This is a genomic window from Burkholderia sp. 9779_493 (assembly GCF_015712215.1).
Classification (GTDB): Bacteria; Pseudomonadota; Gammaproteobacteria; order Burkholderiales; family Burkholderiaceae; genus Burkholderia; species Burkholderia cenocepacia.
Genome location: NZ_JACCQA010000037.1, coordinates 55,596 through 74,711 on the forward strand (window position 1 = coordinate 55,596; position 19,116 = coordinate 74,711).

Genomic DNA, 19,116 nt, shown 5'->3' on the forward strand with positions numbered 1-19,116 from the left:
ACCAGGCCCTTCACGACGGAATTTTCGATGACCTCCTCTCCCGCATCGTCACTGCAGTCGTCAACCGATCGCGCGCTCGCCGAGCGCATCGACGCGGTCCTGTCCCGCCAGCTCGACACGCAGCGCCTCGTCGGCGCGGTCGTCCTCGTCGCCCGCGACGGCGAACTCGTCTATCGCCGCGCGGCCGGCTTCGCGGACCGCGAATCGCGTACGCCGATGCGCGAGGACACGCTGTTCCGGCTCGCGTCGGTGACGAAGCCGATCGTCTCGGCGGCCGCGATGGCGCTCGTCGCGCAACGCAAGCTGTCGCTCGACGACGACGTCACGCGCTGGCTGCCCGAATTCCGTCCGGCGCTGCCCGACGGCCGCGTGCCGACGATCACGGTGCGCCAGCTGCTCGTGCATACCGCCGGCCTCGACTATCGCTTCAACGAAACCGACGCGAACGGCCCGTATGCGCGTGCGGGCGTCTCCGATGGGCTCGATGCCGCATCGATCACGCTCGCCGACAACCTGCGCCGGATCGCGAGCGTGCCGCTGCTGTTCGCGCCCGGCACCAGCTGGAACTACTCGCTGTCGATCGACGTCGTCGGCGCGCTGATCGAGGCCGTCTGCGGCGTGCCGCTCCCCGATGCGATCGATGCGCTCGTGCTGCGCCCGCTCGGCGTGCACGACACGGCGTTCGTCGCACGCGATCCCGCGCGGCTCGCGACGCCGTACGTCAACGACACGCCGCAGCCGCACCGGCTCGCCGAGAACGAGACGGTACCCATCGTCGAAGGGTTCGTCGGCGTCACGTACTCGCCGTCGCGTGCGCTGGATGCACACGCGTTCCCGTCGGGCGGCGCCGGGATGGTCGGCACCGCCGGCGACGTGCTGACGGTGCTGGACACGTTGCGCGCGGGCGGCGGCGCGATCCTGCCCGCCGAGCTGGTCGACGAGATGGGCCGCGTACAGACCGGCGATCTGGAATTGCCGGACCTGCCCGGCGCGGGCTTCGGAATCGGCTTCTCGGTGCTGCACGACCCGCAGGCGGCCGCGTCGCCGGAATCCGTCGGCACGTGGCGCTGGGGCGGCGTCTACGGTCATTCGTGGTTCGTCGACCGCGCACGCGGGCTCACCGTCGTGTCGCTGTCGAACACGCTCTACGAAGGGATGAACGGGCAGTACACGCTCGATCTGCGCGATGCGATTTATGGCGTGCGGTAGCGCGGAATGGAAAAGGCCCGGCAAAACCGGGCCAGTCTCGTTCCATGCGGCTCGGCCACTTCCTCGCGCCCGGCATGGCGAATAACGTGCGGCGAGCGCCCTGAATCGACGCAACGCCAATTCCGGCTGACCGCATCGTTGTCGCACGCCGTCACGGACGTTTCCCCTACCTGGCAAGGATCACGTACAAGCCCAAGCCGGTATAAGCGATGAACAAGACCGCGGCGACGATACAGGCAATACGCCCGATCCCGCGCAGACGCGTCATACCGAAATACATCAACCCGGCACCGACAAGCAGCCACAACGGCCAATAGCTGATGCCCAAAATCAGCATCATGACCGGCCACGGTATATCGATGGCGATGTCGCTCATTCCAGCGCCCCCGTTGCTCAAGTAGACAGTCAGTGTGTAAGAACCTCCGCGATGTTGCCACATTCCGACATCGACGACATCGGGTACGGATCAGCCCGCCGACGACAAAAAAAGGCCCGACGAAAGTCGGGCCAACGGGTTTGAGACACTAGGAGAATCCCGCCCACCCCATACCGGGCGGTCACGCCGCGCTACACGACGTTCTTTTCGACGATCGGCCGGTTTTCGAGCACGCGCGCCCAGCCGAGCGACGACAGGTCGAGCGTGTCGTAACGCCCGCCCAGAATGAGTTCGCTGACGCCGCGCCCCGTCGCGGGCCCCTGCTGCAGCCCGTGGCCGCTGTAGCCGTTCGCGAACACGACGTTGTCGAGTTCCGGGTGGTAGCCGATGATCGCGTTGTGATCGAACACGTTGTACTCGTAGTAACCGGACCAGCAATTCTCGACGCGCAGCGCCTCGAATTCCGGTACGCGATGCGCGAGCGTCGGCCAGATCACGTCGTCGAACAGGTCGTGGTCGACTTCGTCGAGCGGCAGGTCGTCCGGGTCGCGATCGGGGCTCGGCGACGTGCCGCAGATATACGTGCGCCCTTCCGGCCGGAAATACACGCCGGTCGGATCGATCAGCAGCGGGCAATCGGCAAGCTTCGCTGGCGACGATACGTTGAAGATGCTGCGACGCCGTGCAAACACCGGAATGTCGATGCCCATCATCGACGACAGCGTGCGCGTCCATGCGCCGGCCGCGTTGACGAGCGTGTCGCACGCGTAGCGCTCGCCGTCGTCCGTCACGACATGCGTAATCTTGCGACCATCGCGCACCACGTCCTTCACGTCGGCCGGCACGTAGCGCGCGCCGAGCGCCTGCGCCTTCTTGCGCAGCGCCTGCACGAGCCCGTAGCCGTCGAACCAGCCTTCGCCGCTCACGCCGTACGCACCCGACACGAGATCGTCGACGTTCAGCCACGGAAACTTCGCGCGCAGCGCGTCGCCGTCCATCAGCCGGATATCCGCGCCGAGGCTGGTCTGCAGCGCATGGTTCTCGCGCAGCGTCGCGTCGCCGGCCGGCGTCGCGAGGAACAGGTAGCCGCCTTCGTGCAGATCGATCGACGGCCGGTTGCCGTCCACTTCGAGCCGCTCGCCGATCGTGCGCAGGAACTCGATGCCGAACAGCGACATCTCGATCGACAGCGGCGTGGAAAACTGCTGGCGAATCGACGCGGCCGACAGCGCCGACGACGATCTTGCATAGGTAGGATCGCGTTCGATGACGGTCACGGCGACCGTGGGATCGGTGGCGCGCAGGAAATACGCGATCGAGCTGCCGATCACACCACCGCCGACGATGACGACTTGAGAACTCACGACTGACTCCGGTTACACGTAAAAGGCGCAGCCAGCCGGCCGCGCCCGTTGGGTGGTTCGTGCCGCGACTCGCGCGGCGTCGCGCGGGCAGCCTTCGTGGGCGATCGCTCCGGCTATTTCAGCACGTCCGGCATCGCCGCGAAAGCCCGCTCACGCGGGTTGCATTCAGTCCGCCGACTTGGTCGTGACGGGCTGCCACGCGGCGTTCTTCACTTCATACAGCGTCGAGCTCGGGTTCTTCAGGTCGCCCGTGTTCGTGAACGCGATCGTGCCCGTGATGCCGTCGTAGCGCGTGCCCTTCAGCGCGCCGTTGAAATCGGCCGGCTTGGTCGAGTTCGCCTTCTGCATCGCATTGATCGCGATCCACGTCGCGTCGTACGCGAACGGCGCATACGCGAGCATGTCGACGCCGTACTTCTGCTTGAATTTCGTTTCGAACAGCTTGCCCTTCGCGAGACGCGACAGCGGCTGCCCGTATTCCCACACCGACGCGCCCTCGGCCGCATTGCCGGCCAGCCGGATGAAGTTCGCGTTCATCACGCCGCCGCCCGCGAGGAACTGCGCGCGGATGCCGAGCTGGCGCATGCGCTTCACGAGCATCGCGGCCTGTGCGTCGAGGCCGCCGAAGAACACGAGATCGGCATTGGTGCTCTTGATCTTCGTGAGCTGCGCGCTGAAGTCGACGGCCTTGTCGTTCGTGAATTCGCGCGCGACGATCGTGCCGCCGTTCGCCTTCACCGACTTCTCGAATTCGTCGGCTTCGCCCTGGCCGAACGCGGTGCGATCGTCGATGATCGCGATGCGCTTCGCCTTCGTCACGCTCGCCGCATACGCACCGGCGTTGCCGGCGTTCTGCGTGTCGGTCGCGATCACGCGATACACGGTGTCGAGCCCGGCGCGCGTGATGTCGGGATTGGTCGCCGACGGCGTGATCATCGGAATGCCGGCCTTCGCGTAGATCTTCGACGCGGGCAGCGTCGTGCCCGAATTGAAGTGGCCGATCACGACGGCGACCTGCGCGTCGGCGAGCTGCTGCGCGGCCTGCACGCCGGTGCGCGGATCGCTCTGGTCGTCCTGCGACGCGATCACGAATTTCACCGGCTTGCCGCCGACCGTCGTGCGCGCGGCATTCGCTTCGTCGACCGCCATGCGCACGCCGTTCTCGATGTCCTTGCCGTAGGCGGCGCCGCCGCCGGTCAGCGGGCCCGCCACGCCGACCTTGACGATCGTCTCCTGCGCATGGGCCGCGCCCGTCTGGAACGCGAGAAGCGCGGCGGTCAGTGCAGCGCCGGAAAGCGAACGAATGCGGAACGTCATGGCAGTCCTTCTTCTGAGGGTCGGGATGCAACGCGCGAATGACGCGCGTCGGCAACCTCCTGCGCGCCGGTGACTGCTTGCACTGCCCGGGGCGCATTGCATGCGTCCGACCGGCCGGCCGATCACCGCGGTTCCGTCTCCGAAGAACCTTTCATCGCGAAAGAGGTGAATGGATTGTGGGTAGCCAATACCCGTGCAGCAAACGAAATATCGGAACTACGTTGTGAGGATTTGTCATCAAGTTCCGGGTTCATGGCCGATCCGCGGCCCGTACGACGGGGGCCGTGGATGGAGTGCTCGTGCAGGAAATGGCGGCCGCGCCCGTGGAGAAAGGCCGGCCGTGGTCATGCCGGCCACGCATCATCGCTGCGACGCCGGCCCGGCCGGCCTTCGCGACGCCCGTGGCGGGCGCCGCGTCATCGTTCAGTGGCGATCGGTGCCCGTATGCTTGCGCACCGCATCGGCCGCCTCGCCGGCCTTCTCCTGAAGCTTGCCGGCCTGCTGTTCGGCCAGGCCTTCCGCTTCGGTCTCGCGGTCGCCCGTCACCTTGCCGAGTGCTTCCTTGACCGAACCCTTGACCTGTTTGAGCTTGCCTTCGATGCGATTCCTGTCCATGGTCATCTCCTGCGATGGTTTGGGGGAGAGCCGGCGACGCCGCGCCCCTGCGCCGCACCGCCGAGTGGACAGGATCGCAATCGGACGCCGCGGGCGGCAGATGCGGATGCACCAATCGGCATGGTGCATTCGTACCGCCGCGGTCAGTCCTTGCCCTTCGCGCCGCCCTTGTCGCCGCGCGCGCCGTTCGGTTCGGCCGTGCCGACGATCCCGCGCTCGCGCGCCCACACAATCGCCTCGCCGCGGCTGTGCACGTCGAGCTTCGCGTAGATCGTCGCGACGTGATTGCGCACGGTGTTCGGCGCGAGCCCGAGGCGGCCGGCGATCTCCTTGTCGGCCAGGCCGTGGCACAGCAGGTCGAACACGTCGCGCTCGCGCGCGGTCAGGTCGGACAGCTGCGCGCCCGCATCCGGCGCATTCGCGCGCCGCACGTTCGCGAGCTTCTCGATCAGCGTACGGCTGAACCACGACGCATCCTGCATCGCGGTCTCGATCGCGTAGACGAGCTCCATCTCCGTGCGCTTGCGGTCGCTGATGTCGAGCAGCGCGACGAGCAGGCAGTCGCGTCCGTGAATCGCGACGGGGTCGGCCGACACGACGCAATCGCGCACGTCGCCGTCGCGCGTGCGGATCTGCACGTCCACGTTGCGCACGTGGCCGTCGTCGGCGAGCCGGCCTTCGATGCGCGACCACGCACCGCGTTCGGCCCACAGCCCGATCTCGTCCGCGGATTTACCAAGGAGGTCGGCCTGCGCATGGCCCGTCATCGCGGCAAACCCATCGTTCACGTCGAGCAGCTCGAAACGGTCGGCCGTGACGATCGCCATCGCGACCGGCGCCATCCGGAAGGCCGTCGCGAAGCGTTCCTCGCTTTGCATCAGCGCGCGCTCGGCCTGCTTGCGCGGCTCGAGATCCATGAACGTGAACAGCATGCACGCCTCGCCGTTCATGTCGATCGGCTGTCCGGCGACGACCACCGCCTTGGTGCTGCCGTCGGCAAGCTTGAGCACGGCCTCCATCTGCGGAATCGTCGCGCCTTCGCCGAGCCGCTCGATCGCGAGCTCGCGCCGTTCGGCCTGTTCGAGCACGTCGATCTCGTACACCGAGCGGCCGAGCACGTCGTCGCGCGCGTGGCCCGTCATGTCGAGAAAGCCCTGGTTGACCTTCACGTAGCGCAAGTCGTCGAGCCGGCAGATCACGGCCGGCGCCGGGTTCGCGTTGAAGGTGCGCTCGAAGCGCTCCTCGGCGCTCGCCCATTCGGTCGCGTCGTGCAGCACGAGCGCGAGGCAGTCGGGTTCGCCGGCCGCGTTCGTCAGCACCAGGCTGCGGATGCGGTGCACCCAGCTCACCGACGCGTCGGCGGCCGATTCGACTTCGACCGTCACGTCGCTGAACTCCTCTCCGGCGATCACGCGATCCATCGGATAGTGGCCGTCGCGCACCGGATGGTTGTTCCGGTAGCGCAGCCGGAATCGCTCGCGGTATTCGGTGACGTCCGCGCCGAGCGCCTTCAGCTCGGTCACGCCATGCATCGCGAGCGCGGCCTCGTTCGCCCAGACGATCCGCTGGTCCGGCTCGATCAGGATCACGCCCTCGGTGAGTCCCGCGATGATCTGGTGCAGCTGGCGCCGGTCGGTATGCGACTTGAGCGCCTGTTCGTCTACTTGTTCGTTCATCGAATCGTTGTCCCTGTCGTCAACATGAGCGGTCAACCCGAGCGCCGGCCAGGCGCCCGTTGCAACGGCATGCCCCGGCCGGCGCGTGCGGCGATGATCGCGTGCCGCGCAACGGCGCGACACGCGCGAATGCACTATCTCGAATAGTACATTCGCATGCCGCCCGTGATCGTGCGGTGCCCCGCCAAATGGTGCGGTGCGGCCGGCGCGCCTGTCGCGCCGCGTTGCCCGGGTCGTGGTGCACGTACCCGTCCCGCCGGTCTGTTCCGTCCCCCGGTGCAAACGCACTAACCGATCCGGTGAATTTGCGCGATGTCCGCTCGCGTTCGCGTCGGTACGCTGGTACTGCATCGGCGCTCATGCGCTGCCCTTTCATACCGCAGAGGGAGGACACCCGGATGAAATTGCATCAGACACCCGATCCGACGCGGCCCGAACCGGCCCCGGACAATCCGCCCGAGCCGGCGCCCGGCACCGACCCGCCGGTACCGCTGCCGCCCGACGTGCCGCGCCCGGACATGCCGCCGCGCGAGCCCGGCTACGACACGCCGATCGCCCGCTGAGGCACACGAACGCACGGGAACGCGCCGTGCTCACCGACTGATTGATTCAACCCGCCAATCGAAGGAGAACATCAATGAACAAGACCTCGCACCTTTCGACCCTGCTCGCCGTCAGCGCGGCCTTCCTGCTGTCCGCCGCCCCGCTCACGAACGCGCACGCCCAGGCCTCGTCGGCCGACAGCGGCATGGCGAGCGAATCGAATCAGCCGGTCACCGACACGTGGATCACGACCAAGGTGAAAGGTGAGCTCGCAACCACCGACGGCGTGAAGAGCACCGACATCAGCGTGAAGACGGTCGACGGCGTCGTCACGCTCACGGGCGTGCTGCCGACGAAGGTCGCCGTGAAGAAGGCCATCGCCGTGACGCGCGCGATCAAGGGCGTGAAGCACGTCGACGCATCCGGCCTGAAGGCGAAGGCCTGAGCTACCCCGCGGCCGAGCGCCGCACTTTTCTCCCCTTACGAAAGGAGCACACCATGAACGAAGACAAGATCAAGGGCCAGTGGAAGCAGCTCACCGGCAAGCTGAAGGCCAAGTGGGGCAAGCTGACCGACGACGACCTCCAGGTCGCGGAAGGCAATCGCGATTATCTGGCCGGCAAGATCCAGGAGCGTTACGGGATCGCCCGCGACGAAGCCGAGAAGCAGTTGAAGGAATTCGACCGCGAGCTGTAACGCGCCAGTCGTCTCACCCCGCCGCGACGCGCACCGCGTCGCGGCCACGCGGAGGACAACGACATGGGCAAATATCTGATCGCATGGCTGCTCGGCGTACCGATCGGGCTGCTGGTGCTGTTTTTTCTGGTCACGCACCTCTTCTGACGCACGCGACGCCCCGTCAATGAAAACGGGCCGACGGCTGAAATCAGCCGCCGGCCCTTCTGCTTGTGCACGCGATACGTGACGCGCCGTGCTTACTTCGCCGCGTTCGCCGTCATCTTGAAGATGCCCTGCGCATTGCCCGCGTCGAAACGCAGGTCGGTCACCCAGCGCCGCGCCGCCTGGTCGAACGTGCGCTTGCGCGTGATGAATTCGTAGAACGACCCCGGCACGTTGCGCTTGACCGTGCCGCCGTCGCGGGTGCGGAATTCGCGCTCGACGGTATCCGCGCGATAGGCCGTCTGGAACACGCGGCCCGAGCGCGAGCGCTCGACCTCCGGCTTCATCGGCCGGCCCTTCGCCTTCTCGTCGTCGGACAGCTTGAACACGTCGGCGACGCGGTCGGTCGCATGGTTGAACGCATTGCCTTCGGTCGCGATCCACGCCATCTCCGCCGATTCCATCAGCAGCGTTTCGTAGTCGAGCTCGTTCGGCACATCGTGCTGGCGCGCGAACGCGCCGACGATTTCCGGCAGCAGCGCGTGCGCGGCTTCGAGCGACAGCCAGCCTTCGCGCTCGACTTCCCACAGCAGCGCGACGGCCGCCGGCGACAGCGGGTCGCGCGACGAACTGACGACGTTCGTCACCGCCTGCTGGAATTCCTTCGAGAAGCGCTCCGGATGCAGTTCGCTGACGAAAAACTGTGCGATTTCGTCCGGCGCGTCTTCATGCGCATACGCGCGGCCCGTCATGCCGAGCTTGTCGAGCGGGTAACGGCCGTTCAGGCGGAAGCCGAGCGGACGCAGGATGCGCGTGAACGCCGCCTCGCCCGGCGGCAGCGCGCCCGTGTGCGGCCAGCGCACCGTGCGCAGCGCGCCGTGATCGAAATAGACCGAGCCGCCGTTTTCGATCGCCTCGGCCGTGTACGCGCGGCCGTTCGCCGAACGCTCGAGCAGCCCTTCGAACAGCGCCATGTTCATCGCCTGCGCGATTTCCGCGCGCGTCACGACGCCGTCTTCCCATTCTTCGAGGATGGCCGGCATGTTCAGGGTCGAGAACAGGGCGTCGGTCTTCGCCTGTCCCAGCAGCTTCGTCAGCAAGCTGTCGATATTCGGATTGCGCATCAGGATTCTCGTCTCGGGGGACCCGCCGGCAAACGTGCCGGCAACTCGTCGGCCGGCCGCCCCGCGGGCGCCTGACCTTGCACGGGAAGCATTATTCAAAGGGTTGCAGCGGGGCGTAAAGCGAGATTAAATTGATATGTGATGAGTTTTTGGAATTATCAGCCGCTCGTCGCGGGCGCTTCACCCCAGCGGCGTGCGGGTCCGTTCGTCAGATGAATCGAGCATCATGCGCAAATTCAAGATCCCCAACATGGGCGCGCTCGTGGCTTTCGAAGCCGCCGCCCGCCACGAGAGCTTCACGCACGCGGCCAAGGAGCTGTTCCTGACCGAAAGCGCGGTGTCGCGGCAGATCGCGACGCTGGAGGCGAGCCTCGGCGTGCGGCTGTTCGCGCGCGTGAAGCAGCGCGTCGTGCTGACGCGCGCCGGCAAACTGTACGGCACGCAGGTGCGGCGCGCGCTGGAAGCGCTCGACCGCGACACGCTGTCGATCATCGCGCACGGCAGCGGCGGCGGCTACCTGGAACTCGCGGTGCTGCCGACCTTCGCGTCGCACTGGCTGATCCCGCGCATCAAGAGCTTCTACGACCGCACGCCCGACGTGCGCGTGAACATGGGCAGCCGCACCGACCTGTTCTCGTTCGAGGACACGCACTTCGAAGCCGCGATCCACTACGGCAAGCCGACCTGGCCCGGCACGTCGTCCGACTATCTGTTCGGCGAGGAAGTCGTGCCGATTTGCTCGCCCGCGCTGCTGAACGGGCCGGTCGAGCGCGTCGAGGATCTGCTCGCGTACCCGCTGCTGCACTCGACGACGCGCCCCGGCGCGTGGGCGCAGTGGTTCGAGACGCACGGCGTCGAGGACATCCGCACGATGCAGGGCGTGCGCTACGAGCTGCATACGATGCTGATCAGCGCGGCCGCGGCCGGGCTCGGCGTCGCGCTCGTGCCGAAGTTTTTCGTCGAGGAACAGTTGCAGCAACTCGGGCTCGTCGTGCCGTGCGATGCGGCAACCGTCGGCGATTCGGCGTACTACCTCGTGTATCCGACGGAGTTCAGCCACAGCAAGCCGCTGGAATCGTTCCGCGGCTGGCTGCTCGAACAGGCGAGCGCGTATGCGGCGCCGGAACGCGACGCGCGAGACGCCGATGAAGAGGATGACGAAGACGTCGAGTAACGGCGCTGCCGCGCCGGCGTCACCGCGCGGTGGCGCCGCATGCGTGCCGCGTCGGCGCGTCGGCTGACACGACCTTCACCAGCCGCGCACGATCGGGCGTTTCCAGCCCCGGGCACGCGGTCTCCAGATCGCGGATCACGAGCGTCGCGCGCCCGTCGAACCGGCACACGCCGCGCGGCTGCGCGGCGGGCAGCCGCAGCCGGCGCCGCGCGTCGGGCTGGTTCGTGAAAACGATCACGCCTGCGCGCTGCGAGCGATCAGGCAAGTGCCGCGCCGACGCGTCGTCCTCTACGAACCCCACGTCCGGCCCGATCGATTCGTCGCCGTAGTCGAGCGCGTAACGCCCCGACAGCGTGATCGTCCGGTCGACATGCACGGCATGGCAACCCGGCTCGGCATCCGCGGGAATGGTCTGCGCGCCGGCAGCGACCGGGCCGCACGCCAGCAACGATAAAAGCAGCGCGCGGGCGCGGGCGGTCATGCTGGACGCATCAAGCGCGTGGCGGCTCATGGGCAGTCGGGTGCAGGTCGTCGTGACGAAGACCCGCATTGTCGCGCACCGCGTGCGTTACATGTGCCACTTCACCGTGGCGGTCAGCGTACGCGGATCGCCGGGCATGTTGTACAGGTCCGCGTTGCCGTGCGCGGCGATGAAGTAGCGTCGATCGAACAGGTTGTCGAGCGTAAGCGTCACGTCGACCTTCTTGCTGCGATAGCCGGCGCCCAGGTTGAACACCGTGAACGATGGCAGCGTGACGAGATCGCTCGCCGACGTATAGCGCGCGGACTGGAACTGCATGCCGGCCGCCGCATAGAAGCCGTACGGCAGCTCGCGCTTGAGCCACAGGTTCGCGCTGTGGCGCGGCATCAGCCCCGGCGTGTTGCTCGACACCGTCAGGCCGGCCGCCGTCGATTGCGCGGACCCGTCCACCGTGCCGTTCAGGTACGCGTAACCCGCATACACCGACCACTTCGGCGCGATCTCGCCGGTGAAGCCGAGTTCCATCCCGCGCACGTGTTGCGTGCCGATCGGCAGCGCATAGCCGGGATTCGCCGGGTCGCCGATCTGCTGGTTGGTCTGGCGCATGTCGAACAGCGCGACGCTGGCCGTCGCCTTGCCGCCGAGGTCGAAGCGCGAGCCCACTTCATACGCGGTGGTCTTCTGCGGCGCGAGCGCGGCGCCGTTCGAGAACGCGCCGGAACTGATCAGCGTGTCGGCCAGCGGCGAGAACGACTGGCTGAACGACCCGTACAGCGTGAGCCAGTCGAGCGGTTCGTAGATCAGGCCGACGCGCGGGCTCCATGCATGATCGGTGCGGTCGAGGTTGACGTTCGACGACGTGTAGTCGTGGCGGATCTGGTTCAGGTAATCGAAGCGCAGGCCGGCGAGCACCTTCCAGTGTTCGGTCAGCGAGATCAGGTCCTGCGCATAGACGCCCGCGAGCCCGACGACGGTCGACGCGTTCGTCTTCGCACGCGTGCCGCCCGGCACGCCGGGCAGGACGACCGGCTGCGGATTGAACAGATCGTAGGTCGCGACCTTCGTCACGCTGTAGATCGTGTCGAACTTCTGCTGCTGCGACAGCTCCAGCCCGTACAGCAGCTCGTGACGCATGCCGAACAGCGAGGTCTTCTGCGTGAGTTCGAACAGCCCGTCGATGCCGTGATCGGTGCGCTGGCGCGTCGACTGATCGAGCGTGACGACCGGGTGCGCGGCGGTCTTGATCGGCTCGTACGTCACGTAGTTCTTCCGCTCGAGCGAGAAGTCGTACGCACGGATCGCGCCGTGGAACGACAGCGAATCGTTGAAGCGGTGATCGAGCGACACCGTCGCGCTTTTCGCGGAGATGTCGTTGTACGAACTGTTCCCGCCGTCGGCCGACCCGTAGTACGTGTTGATCGGCACGTCGACCGGCCGGCCGCGATACGCGGGCAACCCCTGATCGGACGTGCGGCGGTCGTGCAGGTAGTCGAATTCGACGTTCAGCACCGTGTCGCGGTCGAGCTTGAACTGCGCGGACGGCGCGATCGCCTGCCGGTTGAGCTGGAACCGGTCGCGGAAGCTGTTCGAATTCTCGGCCGCGCCGGTGATGCGAAAGCGCGCCGCGTCGTTCGGGTTCCAGCCGAGATCGAACTCGCCGCGCCGCTCGCCGCGCGTGCCGAGCGTCACGCCCACGTCGTTCACCGGGTTCGCCTGCGGCCGCTTCAGCACGCGATTCACGATGCCGCCCGCCGAGCCGCGCCCGTACAGCACGGCCGCCGGCCCCTTCAGCACCTCGACGCGATCGACGTTCGACAGGTCGCGGTAGTACAGCGCGTCGTCGCGAATGCCGTCGACGTACTGGTCCGTGATGCTGTTGAAGCCGCGGATCGTGATCTGGTCGCGCTGGCCGTCGCCGACCGAGAAGCCGACGCCCGGCACGTTGCGCAGCGCATCCTGCAGCGACGTCGCGTTCTGATCCTCGATCACCGCGTGCGGCACGACGTTCACGGTTTGCGGCACGTCCATCAGCGACATGTCGGTCTTGGTCGCCGCGCGCGAATGGCCGCCGTCGTACGACGCATGCTCGGCGGCCGCGTTGACGGAAATCGCGGGCAGGGTCGCCGCGGCATCGCTCGCCTGCGCAAACGAAGTGCGGGCGCCGGCCAGCGACGTGGCGATCAGAAGCGCATGGCACGCGCTCGTGTGGAGTTTCATCGTAAACGTAGAGGTGGTGAAGAAAACGGCGAACGGCCAGCGCAAGCGGCACGAAAAAAGCCGTGACATCCCGTCACGGCTCGTAATGCGGCGAAATAATAAACGAGAATGATTCGTGTTTTTAATTAATTTTCAACGTGTCGCCTGGCCACAACGTGAATACGCGACGCGCTCTGCATTCCTGACGAATTCCTTTCTGTTTCAAGCGATTGGGCGGCTCGAATCGTAATAAAAACGAAAGCATCGGATCGATCGCGTCATGCGGCGACGATCGGTAAAAGGCGGATTCGGGATACGACGGCGGAGAAGCTGGAGAGGATCACGAAGGATCGGCCAAGCTGGCGGGACTGGCGGGACGGATTCAACGGTCCGGTGCGCGCCGGACCGGGCAACCCCGACCCGGCGCTCCGGGCAGCCGACCTCGTATCGGCAGCGCGGCGGACCGACTTCTATTCTTCACTACGTCTGCTCTCAGGTTCACTGCATTTTTTTCCTCACCGCGCTGCGCCATTATCCGCTCAATTCGGCCGAAGTAAAACGTTTGCGGTTGCACCCAGGCCGTTATACCGGCGATTCGGAAACAGTCTTTCGAAATACTTACGATGCCGCTGCCGCGATTCGGTCATTGTTGCATTCGTGACGGCGTTCCTTTTTAATGGAACTGGTTCCATTCGCTGAATCGGCCACATTCCCGCGTGACGCGCCGTCGCGTGCAGGTCATGATGCCGATTCAGGATCGAGGATCATTCAGCTCAGGATTCGCATCGCCCGTCCTTCCCGGACACCCCCGTCAAACGAGACCGTCATGCCCGATTCCGCCTCCCTGCAGCACCTCTTTCCCGCCTTACAGGACATCCCCGCCGAATTCCGGCTGGCTTCGCCGATTCACCAGCGCGTGTCGCTCGTCGACGGCGAATTGCGACCGTGGGACGGCGCGACCAAGACCGTGCTGTCGCCCGTGTGCGTGCGGCAGCCGGACGGCAGCGTCGAGCAGGTCGAGATCGGCAGCTATCCGGTGATGGGCGAAACGGAAAGCGACGCGGCGCTCGACGCCGCGGTACGCGCGTACGACGCCGGCCGCGGCGAATGGCCGACGATGAAGGTCGAGCAGCGCATCGCGTGCATGCAGGATTTCATCAAGCGGATGGTCGCGCAGCGCGAACGCGTCGTGAACCTGATCATGTGGGAGATCGGCAAGAGCCTTGCCGATTCGCAGAAGGAATTCGACCGCACCGTCACGTACATGACGCAGACGATCGACGCGCTGAAGGAGCTCGACAACGCGAACTCGCGCTTCGTGATCGCGGAGGGCACGATCGGCCAGATCCGCCGCACGCCGCTCGGCGTCGTGCTGTGCATGGGCCCGTACAACTATCCGCTGAACGAAACGTTCGCGACGCTGATCCCCGCGCTGCTGATGGGCAACACCGTGGTGTTCAAGCCGCCGCAGTACGGCACGCTGCTGTTCGAGCCGCTGCTGGAAGCGTTCCGCGACGCGTTCCCGAAGGGCGTGATCAACACGATCTACGCGCCGGGCGCGGTGGTCGTGCCGCACATGCTCGCATCGGGCAAGATCAACGTGCTCGCGCTGATCGGCTCGAGCAAGGTCGCCGATCACCTGAAGAAGCAGCACCCGAAGTCGCACCGGCTGCGCGCAATCCTCGGTCTCGATGCGAAGAACGCGGCGATCGTGCTGCCCGACGCCGATCTCGACCTCACCGTGAAGGAGTGCCTGCTCGGCGCGCTGTCGTTCAACGGCCAGCGCTGTACCGCGCTGAAGATGCTGCTCGTGCATCGCTCGATCGTCGACGAATTCCTGAAGCGCTTCACCGCCGCGCTCGAACAGCTGAAGATCGGCATGCCGTGGGAAAAAGGCGTCAGCATCACCCCGCTGCCCGGCATGCATCGCACCGCGTACATGACGGACGCGATCGACGACGCGAGGGCGAAGGGCGCGCAGGTCGTCAACCATCAGGGCGGCGAATTCAGCAAGACGCTGTTCTACCCGGCCGTCGTGTATCCGGTGTCCGAAGGAATGAAGCTGTACCGCGAGGAGCAGTTCGGGCCGATCATTCCGGTCGCGCCGTTCGACGACGTGGAAACCGCGCTCGACTACGTGACGACGTCGGAGCACGGCCAGCAGGTCAGCATCTTCGGTTCCGATCCGGCGCAGATCGGCGCGCTCGTCGATCCGCTCGTGAACCAGGTGTGCCGCGTGAACATCAACTGTCAGTGCCAGCGCGGGCCCGACGTGTTCCCGTTCGCCGGACGCAAGGATTCGGCCGAGGGCACGCTGTCGGTGAGCGACGCGCTGCGCGCGTTCTCGATCCGCTCGATGGTCGCGGCGAAGCAGACCGACGGCAGCAAGCAGCTGCTCGACTCGATCGTGTCGGATCACCACTCGAAGTTCATCAATACGGGCTTCATTTTCTGAAGCCGCTTCGATGCGGGGCCCCCGCCGTGCATGGCGCGGCGGGGCGTCCGGTCGAACGCATCGCCCGCGTCGCCCGCATCACCGCCGCCGGTCAGATCGCGCCCGGTCGCGCGTGCAGGCCGTTCAGCAGCGTGTCCCATGCCTGCAGCGCGCGCGCCTCATCGACCGGCGAGGTGGCCTGCGCCGGCGGCAAGTCGCTCTGCCCGGCCACGCCCAGCAGCATCTCGATCGCGGTATGCGGTTGCGCAAGCGTGGCGGGATTGCCCGGTGCGAGCAGGTAGAAGCGATAAGCCGTGACGGCGCCGTCCCGGAGCTCGAACAGCACTTCCTCGGCATCCATGCCGGCAATCGACCGTTTCCCCTCGCGCAGGAGACGATGGCTTCCGGGCAGGCGATCGAATTTCGCGCGCAACGCGGGCAGCGTACGGCTGAACGGCTGCTCGCGATCGTCGCCGAAGGCATTGCGCGACTGGATCACGAGCAGCGCCGGTCGGCCCGGCATCAACGCGAACGATTGCCTGACTTCTTCGGGGTAGGTGGACGATCCGGTCACGATCCCGCCGTCGAAGCAGAAGCCCGGTTCGGTCGGTACGACCCAGTTGTCGCGCATCCGGATGCGCCGGAACGTGTCGTCATAGACGCCCTCGACACGATCCAGCGCATCGGCGCCGATGCTGCCCGTCGTGCGGACGAGCGTGCGGTTCGCGTACAGATAGCCTTCGGTATCGAACGGCAATGTGACGGATTTCGCCGCCGCCTCGTTGAAGACGAAAACACGCGAATCCGGTACGGGGGAAAAGGCCATTTCCAGCCACGCGTGACGGGTTTTCCGATCCATCTCGACCGGATTCGCACGCAGCCGGGTACGCATCACCTGCTCGCGAGCGGCGATGGCGGCCTGGTAGGCATCCGGCGGCACCTCGTGCGTCGTGAGCAGTTGCTCCCCGCGGTACGCGTAACGCTGACTCGAGATCTCGCTCGAAACCGGCCGATCGAACACCAGGCGGCCGATACACCACGGACGTACTTTGGACAGCAGCGGATTGCTTGTCGCCGGATCGGCGGAAAACACCGAAGTGCAGGCACACAGTCCCGCCAGCACACCGAACCAGCGCAAAAGACGAACCATCAGCATCTTCCGGTACCTCGTGCATCCTTCATGGGTTGCCCGACACTGTACCCGGAAAGACGCGGCCCTCGCCGTTGCACGGGTCGCGCAGCAGCGGGCGGTGCGAGGCCCGATGCGGGCACGTCAACCGGCACGTCGGCCACGCCGGTATCGACGGCACGCACGACGCCGTCACCGGCGCGACGATTGCGCGGGCTGACCGCCTCTCGCGGCCCGCGCAGCCGGCGCGCGACACCTCACACGTTCGTCACCAGCAGCCGCACCCCCGCCACGCCGAACACGACGGCCAGACACGCCTCCATCGCACGCCGGCCGCGCACGTACAGCCGGCGCGCACCGTCCATCGAAAACACCAACGCATAGCCGCCGAACACCGCGCAGCCGATCGCGAGGCAGCCCGGCACGACGGCGCCGTGCGCGCCGCCCGCGCCGTTCGACGACAGCGCGACGATCGACACCCACACGAGAATCGCCTTCGGATTGGTCAGGTGCAGCATCGCGCCGCGCACGTAGAAGCGCGACAGCCGCTGCTCGCGCGCCGCGTTCGCCGATGCCGCCGGCGGCCCCGCCAGCGCCGTGCGCGCCGACTTGAACGCGAGCCACAGCAGGTACAGCCCGCCGAAGACCTTGATCGCGATCAGCAGCTTCGACCATGCGAGCAGCGCGGCCGATACGCCGAGCGCCGCCACCGTCGCCCAGAACATCGACCCTGAAATCACGCCGAGCGCGAACGCCAGCGCCGCCTTGCGACCCTGGTTCGCGGCGACCGACATGATCGCGAGATTGCTCGGCCCGGGGCTGGCCGTGCCGATGAAATAGGCCGTGTAGGCGAGCAGCAGATTGGCCGAGAAGAAGGTGTGGACGCTCATGGCGGACCTCGCGGGGATGGTTCGGAGATTGTTGGCAAACCCGCGCCGTCTGCCCATGGACAATTGTGCGGCCGATCGCTGGGCCAGTTGCGTGGTCATGCAACCGATCGCCGCACGCCGGACCGTCTCTGTTTTGAAACAACCGGCGCGTCCGCCGCCGGTTCGCGCGACCCAGCGGCACGCGTTTCCCGCGGCCGCGTCCCGTCGGCGGACGCACGGCGGGCGTGGCCGAACCGCGCGACACGCGCCGTGCCGGCCGTCCGCCGGCGGAAACGCGCGACGTGCCGGATACCTGCGTTACGTTACATCCGTGAAGCATTTCACCTCGTCGCGCCGCTGCAGGCGCCCGACGCCGCCCGCCGTGCGCGCGTAGACGCCCTCCTCGATCGCCAGCCCGATCCAGTCCCGGCGGGACTCGCCGACCGATGCGGGAGCGCGGCTCAACATTGCTCAACAATCGTCCGGCGGCGCTGGTACGGAATCTGCATTCCGTTCGGGCAGAAGCCGCGCTGGCGCGCGGACATGAATTCACCCGCGGGCGCCCCAATGGCTACACCCGTACGATGTGCACACGCAACGAGGCCCTTCATGGATGCGCAGCCCAATTCGTCCGATACGTCGTTCCAGCTCTTCCTCGCGAAGGTGCTCGAACAGCCGCTGCCCGACTGGACCGAGAAACAGCAGATGGAACTCGAGATGGCGCGCACGCTGTCGACGCAAATGGTCACGCTCGCCGAAGACATGCGCGGCCGCACGCCCGATCTCGCGCGCTGCCTCGTGCTGCTGCGCTACGCGAAGGTGCTCGATTTCATGCTGACGTCGCTCGCCGCGCACCGCGACATTCATCCGCAGACGCTGCGCACGCTGTTCCGGCTCGCGAACCTCAAGGTCGACGATGCGTATCCGGTGTGAGCCGGCGCAACGGAGCGCGTGCCGCACACGGCCGTCGTGCCGGCGCCGGCCGTCCGCGATGCGCTCGCATGCCGGATAACCTCGCCGCATGCGCATCGGAAACCGGACATCCCGGCTGGCCGGCGATCCCGGCCTCTTCGTGAAGCAATACGGGCGCAACGCACGGAAACACCTCGACCCGAACGACACCGAACGCGCGATGAGGCGACTGTCGCCGGCCGACCTCCCCGGTCTGCCAGCCGACGACGCAACCGAAGAAGACGAATCGGGTGTGGATTCCGGTCCCGCCTGACGCAACCCGACCCACCTCGATCCACCCCGCACACGCACGGCCCGCCTGCCCCTCCACGCAAACGGAGGTACAATCGCGCGCCATGAACGCACTTCGCCGCTTCCTGCTCCGGCCAGGCGTCGCGCGACAGTGGCTGTGGGGAATCCTCCTCGTGACGCTGCTGTCCCGCGCGCTGATGTCGGGCGCCGTGATGCTCGATCCGGACGGTCCGGATGCGGGCTCGGTGGTGCTGTGTTCAGGCCAGGGCCCGCTGATCGTCACCGCCGCCGCGCTGGCCGACCGCTTCGACGCGAGCGCGCCGATCACGCCGGCCAACGACGCGCTGGCGCTCGTCGATGCACTGAAGCATGACGCGCACGCCGACAAGGCGGCGTCTTCCGGTAACGGCGACAGCCTGTGCGCATTCGGCGCCGCGCTGTTCACCGCGCTCGCATCGTTCGTGCTGCTGGTGCTGCTGTTTCCCGCGGCGGTTCCCCGACGCTTCCGCGTTCACTTCGACAGTCTTCCTTTCGTGCGATCGCTATTCGACGATCGCCCGCCCTCC

The 19,116-nt window shown here is 66.7% G+C and carries 20 protein-coding genes; 9 read left to right on the forward strand and 11 right to left on the reverse strand.

The genetic code is table 11. The features are described 5' to 3' along the window. The first annotated feature begins 27 nt into the window (after positions 1-27). The gene (locus tag H0X95_RS29180; RefSeq protein ID WP_059722344.1) at positions 28-1,209 is read left to right on the forward strand and encodes a serine hydrolase domain-containing protein; all 1,182 of its coding nucleotides are present in this window, start codon (positions 28-30) and stop codon (positions 1,207-1,209) included. 166 nt (positions 1,210-1,375) lie between these two features. On the opposite strand, the gene H0X95_RS29185 is transcribed toward H0X95_RS29180, so the two are convergent. From H0X95_RS29185 to H0X95_RS29205, 5 genes are all read right to left on the reverse strand, one after another. Beyond that, positions 1,376-1,585 carry a hypothetical protein gene (locus tag H0X95_RS29185; protein ID WP_012493113.1) on the reverse strand — a complete coding sequence of 70 codons (210 nt, stop codon included), beginning with the start codon at positions 1,583-1,585 and terminating at the stop codon, positions 1,376-1,378. Positions 1,586-1,776: 191 nt separating this feature from the next. Next, positions 1,777-2,949, reverse strand: a complete 1,173-nt coding sequence (locus H0X95_RS29190) for an NAD(P)/FAD-dependent oxidoreductase (RefSeq protein WP_006484555.1) — start codon at positions 2,947-2,949, stop codon at positions 1,777-1,779. A gap of 165 nt (positions 2,950-3,114) precedes the next feature. Beyond that, a complete protein-coding gene (locus H0X95_RS29195) occupies positions 3,115-4,266 on the reverse strand; it encodes a branched-chain amino acid ABC transporter substrate-binding protein (protein WP_006495757.1) in 1,152 nt (383 codons plus the stop codon). Between the two features lie 423 nt (positions 4,267-4,689). Further along, positions 4,690-4,881 (reverse strand): CsbD family protein, encoded by a 192-nt coding sequence (locus tag H0X95_RS29200; protein ID WP_006495758.1) that lies wholly within the window; start codon positions 4,879-4,881, stop codon positions 4,690-4,692. Between the two features lie 143 nt (positions 4,882-5,024). Beyond that, the gene (locus tag H0X95_RS29205; RefSeq protein ID WP_059722341.1) at positions 5,025-6,557 is read right to left on the reverse strand and encodes a helix-turn-helix transcriptional regulator; all 1,533 of its coding nucleotides are present in this window, start codon (positions 6,555-6,557) and stop codon (positions 5,025-5,027) included. A 398-nt stretch (positions 6,558-6,955) separates the two neighbouring features. Here H0X95_RS29205 and H0X95_RS29210 point away from each other — a divergent pair, with 398 nt between their 5' ends. The 3 genes from H0X95_RS29210 to H0X95_RS29220 all read left to right on the forward strand — a co-directional run bounded on the left by H0X95_RS29210 (position 6,956) and on the right by H0X95_RS29220 (position 7,796). After that, positions 6,956-7,120 carry a hypothetical protein gene (locus H0X95_RS29210; protein ID WP_006484627.1) on the forward strand — a complete coding sequence of 55 codons (165 nt, stop codon included), beginning with the start codon at positions 6,956-6,958 and terminating at the stop codon, positions 7,118-7,120. A 74-nt stretch (positions 7,121-7,194) separates the two neighbouring features. Next, positions 7,195-7,545 (forward strand): BON domain-containing protein, encoded by a 351-nt coding sequence (locus H0X95_RS29215; protein WP_059722340.1) that lies wholly within the window; start codon positions 7,195-7,197, stop codon positions 7,543-7,545. 53 nt (positions 7,546-7,598) lie between these two features. Next, a complete protein-coding gene (locus H0X95_RS29220; protein ID WP_006479804.1) occupies positions 7,599-7,796 on the forward strand; it encodes a CsbD family protein in 198 nt (65 codons plus the stop codon). 239 nt (positions 7,797-8,035) lie between these two features. On the opposite strand, the gene H0X95_RS29225 is transcribed toward H0X95_RS29220, so the two are convergent. Next, positions 8,036-9,064, reverse strand: coding sequence for a DUF1338 domain-containing protein (locus H0X95_RS29225; protein ID WP_006495762.1), 1,029 nt, complete (start codon positions 9,062-9,064; stop codon positions 8,036-8,038). A gap of 226 nt (positions 9,065-9,290) precedes the next feature. Between H0X95_RS29225 and H0X95_RS29230 the strand changes: the two genes are divergently transcribed. Continuing rightward, positions 9,291-10,238, forward strand: a complete 948-nt coding sequence (locus H0X95_RS29230) for a LysR family transcriptional regulator (protein WP_006484618.1) — start codon at positions 9,291-9,293, stop codon at positions 10,236-10,238. 19 nt (positions 10,239-10,257) lie between these two features. On the opposite strand, the gene H0X95_RS29235 is transcribed toward H0X95_RS29230, so the two are convergent. Then, positions 10,258-10,719 (reverse strand): hypothetical protein, encoded by a 462-nt coding sequence (locus H0X95_RS29235; RefSeq protein WP_059722704.1) that lies wholly within the window; start codon positions 10,717-10,719, stop codon positions 10,258-10,260. An 87-nt stretch (positions 10,720-10,806) separates the two neighbouring features. Continuing rightward, on the reverse strand, positions 10,807-12,936 hold the full coding sequence (locus tag H0X95_RS29240) for a TonB-dependent receptor (protein ID WP_059722338.1): 2,130 nt from the start codon (positions 12,934-12,936) through the stop codon (positions 10,807-10,809). Positions 12,937-13,741: 805 nt separating this feature from the next. On the opposite strand from H0X95_RS29240, the gene H0X95_RS29245 reads away from it, so the two are divergent. Continuing rightward, on the forward strand, positions 13,742-15,370 hold the full coding sequence (locus H0X95_RS29245) for an NADP-dependent glyceraldehyde-3-phosphate dehydrogenase (protein ID WP_059722335.1): 1,629 nt from the start codon (positions 13,742-13,744) through the stop codon (positions 15,368-15,370). Positions 15,371-15,461: 91 nt separating this feature from the next. On the opposite strand, the gene H0X95_RS29250 is transcribed toward H0X95_RS29245, so the two are convergent. The 3 genes from H0X95_RS29250 to H0X95_RS29260 form a co-directional block, all read right to left on the reverse strand. Next, on the reverse strand, positions 15,462-16,505 hold the full coding sequence (locus H0X95_RS29250) for a T6SS immunity protein Tli4 family protein (protein WP_059722333.1): 1,044 nt from the start codon (positions 16,503-16,505) through the stop codon (positions 15,462-15,464). Between the two features lie 230 nt (positions 16,506-16,735). Beyond that, positions 16,736-17,368: a LysE family translocator gene (locus H0X95_RS29255; protein ID WP_006484586.1), complete on the reverse strand. Its 633-nt coding sequence runs from the start codon at positions 17,366-17,368 to the stop codon at positions 16,736-16,738. 297 nt (positions 17,369-17,665) lie between these two features. Continuing rightward, positions 17,666-17,815 carry a hypothetical protein gene (locus tag H0X95_RS29260; RefSeq protein WP_006484525.1) on the reverse strand — a complete coding sequence of 50 codons (150 nt, stop codon included), beginning with the start codon at positions 17,813-17,815 and terminating at the stop codon, positions 17,666-17,668. A gap of 141 nt (positions 17,816-17,956) precedes the next feature. Here H0X95_RS29260 and H0X95_RS29265 point away from each other — a divergent pair, with 141 nt between their 5' ends. From H0X95_RS29265 to H0X95_RS29275, 3 genes are all read left to right on the forward strand, one after another. Beyond that, entirely contained in the window at positions 17,957-18,280 is a 324-nt protein-coding gene (locus tag H0X95_RS29265) for a hypothetical protein (protein ID WP_006484612.1), read from the forward strand. Positions 18,281-18,368: 88 nt separating this feature from the next. After that, on the forward strand, positions 18,369-18,572 hold the full coding sequence (locus H0X95_RS29270) for a hypothetical protein (RefSeq protein WP_006495769.1): 204 nt from the start codon (positions 18,369-18,371) through the stop codon (positions 18,570-18,572). A gap of 82 nt (positions 18,573-18,654) precedes the next feature. After that, positions 18,655-19,116 (forward strand): hypothetical protein (locus H0X95_RS29275; protein ID WP_196446306.1); only part of this gene is annotated, 462 nt, incomplete at its 3' end.

Excerpts from the sequence above, each read along its gene's own strand:
- H0X95_RS29180 (WP_059722344.1), top strand. The coding sequence starts at position 28 with ATGACCTCCTCTCCCGCATCGTCACTGCAGTCGTCAACCGATCGCGCG.
- H0X95_RS29185 (WP_012493113.1), bottom strand. The coding sequence starts at position 1,585 with ATGAGCGACATCGCCATCGATATACCGTGGCCGGTCATGATGCTGATT.
- H0X95_RS29195 (WP_006495757.1), bottom strand. The coding sequence starts at position 4,266 with ATGACGTTCCGCATTCGTTCGCTTTCCGGCGCTGCACTGACCGCCGCG.
- H0X95_RS29200 (WP_006495758.1), bottom strand. The coding sequence starts at position 4,881 with ATGGACAGGAATCGCATCGAAGGCAAGCTCAAACAGGTCAAGGGTTCG.
- H0X95_RS29205 (WP_059722341.1), bottom strand. The coding sequence starts at position 6,557 with ATGAACGAACAAGTAGACGAACAGGCGCTCAAGTCGCATACCGACCGG.
- H0X95_RS29210 (WP_006484627.1), top strand. The coding sequence starts at position 6,956 with ATGAAATTGCATCAGACACCCGATCCGACGCGGCCCGAACCGGCCCCG.
- H0X95_RS29215 (WP_059722340.1), top strand. The coding sequence starts at position 7,195 with ATGAACAAGACCTCGCACCTTTCGACCCTGCTCGCCGTCAGCGCGGCC.
- H0X95_RS29220 (WP_006479804.1), top strand. The coding sequence starts at position 7,599 with ATGAACGAAGACAAGATCAAGGGCCAGTGGAAGCAGCTCACCGGCAAG.
- H0X95_RS29225 (WP_006495762.1), bottom strand. The coding sequence starts at position 9,064 with ATGCGCAATCCGAATATCGACAGCTTGCTGACGAAGCTGCTGGGACAG.
- H0X95_RS29230 (WP_006484618.1), top strand. The coding sequence starts at position 9,291 with ATGCGCAAATTCAAGATCCCCAACATGGGCGCGCTCGTGGCTTTCGAA.
- H0X95_RS29235 (WP_059722704.1), bottom strand. The coding sequence starts at position 10,719 with ATGACCGCCCGCGCCCGCGCGCTGCTTTTATCGTTGCTGGCGTGCGGC.
- H0X95_RS29240 (WP_059722338.1), bottom strand. The coding sequence starts at position 12,936 with ATGAAACTCCACACGAGCGCGTGCCATGCGCTTCTGATCGCCACGTCG.
- H0X95_RS29245 (WP_059722335.1), top strand. The coding sequence starts at position 13,742 with ATGCCCGATTCCGCCTCCCTGCAGCACCTCTTTCCCGCCTTACAGGAC.
- H0X95_RS29250 (WP_059722333.1), bottom strand. The coding sequence starts at position 16,505 with ATGCTGATGGTTCGTCTTTTGCGCTGGTTCGGTGTGCTGGCGGGACTG.
- H0X95_RS29255 (WP_006484586.1), bottom strand. The coding sequence starts at position 17,368 with ATGAGCGTCCACACCTTCTTCTCGGCCAATCTGCTGCTCGCCTACACG.
- H0X95_RS29260 (WP_006484525.1), bottom strand. The coding sequence starts at position 17,815 with ATGTTGAGCCGCGCTCCCGCATCGGTCGGCGAGTCCCGCCGGGACTGG.
- H0X95_RS29265 (WP_006484612.1), top strand. The coding sequence starts at position 17,957 with ATGGATGCGCAGCCCAATTCGTCCGATACGTCGTTCCAGCTCTTCCTC.
- H0X95_RS29270 (WP_006495769.1), top strand. The coding sequence starts at position 18,369 with ATGCGCATCGGAAACCGGACATCCCGGCTGGCCGGCGATCCCGGCCTC.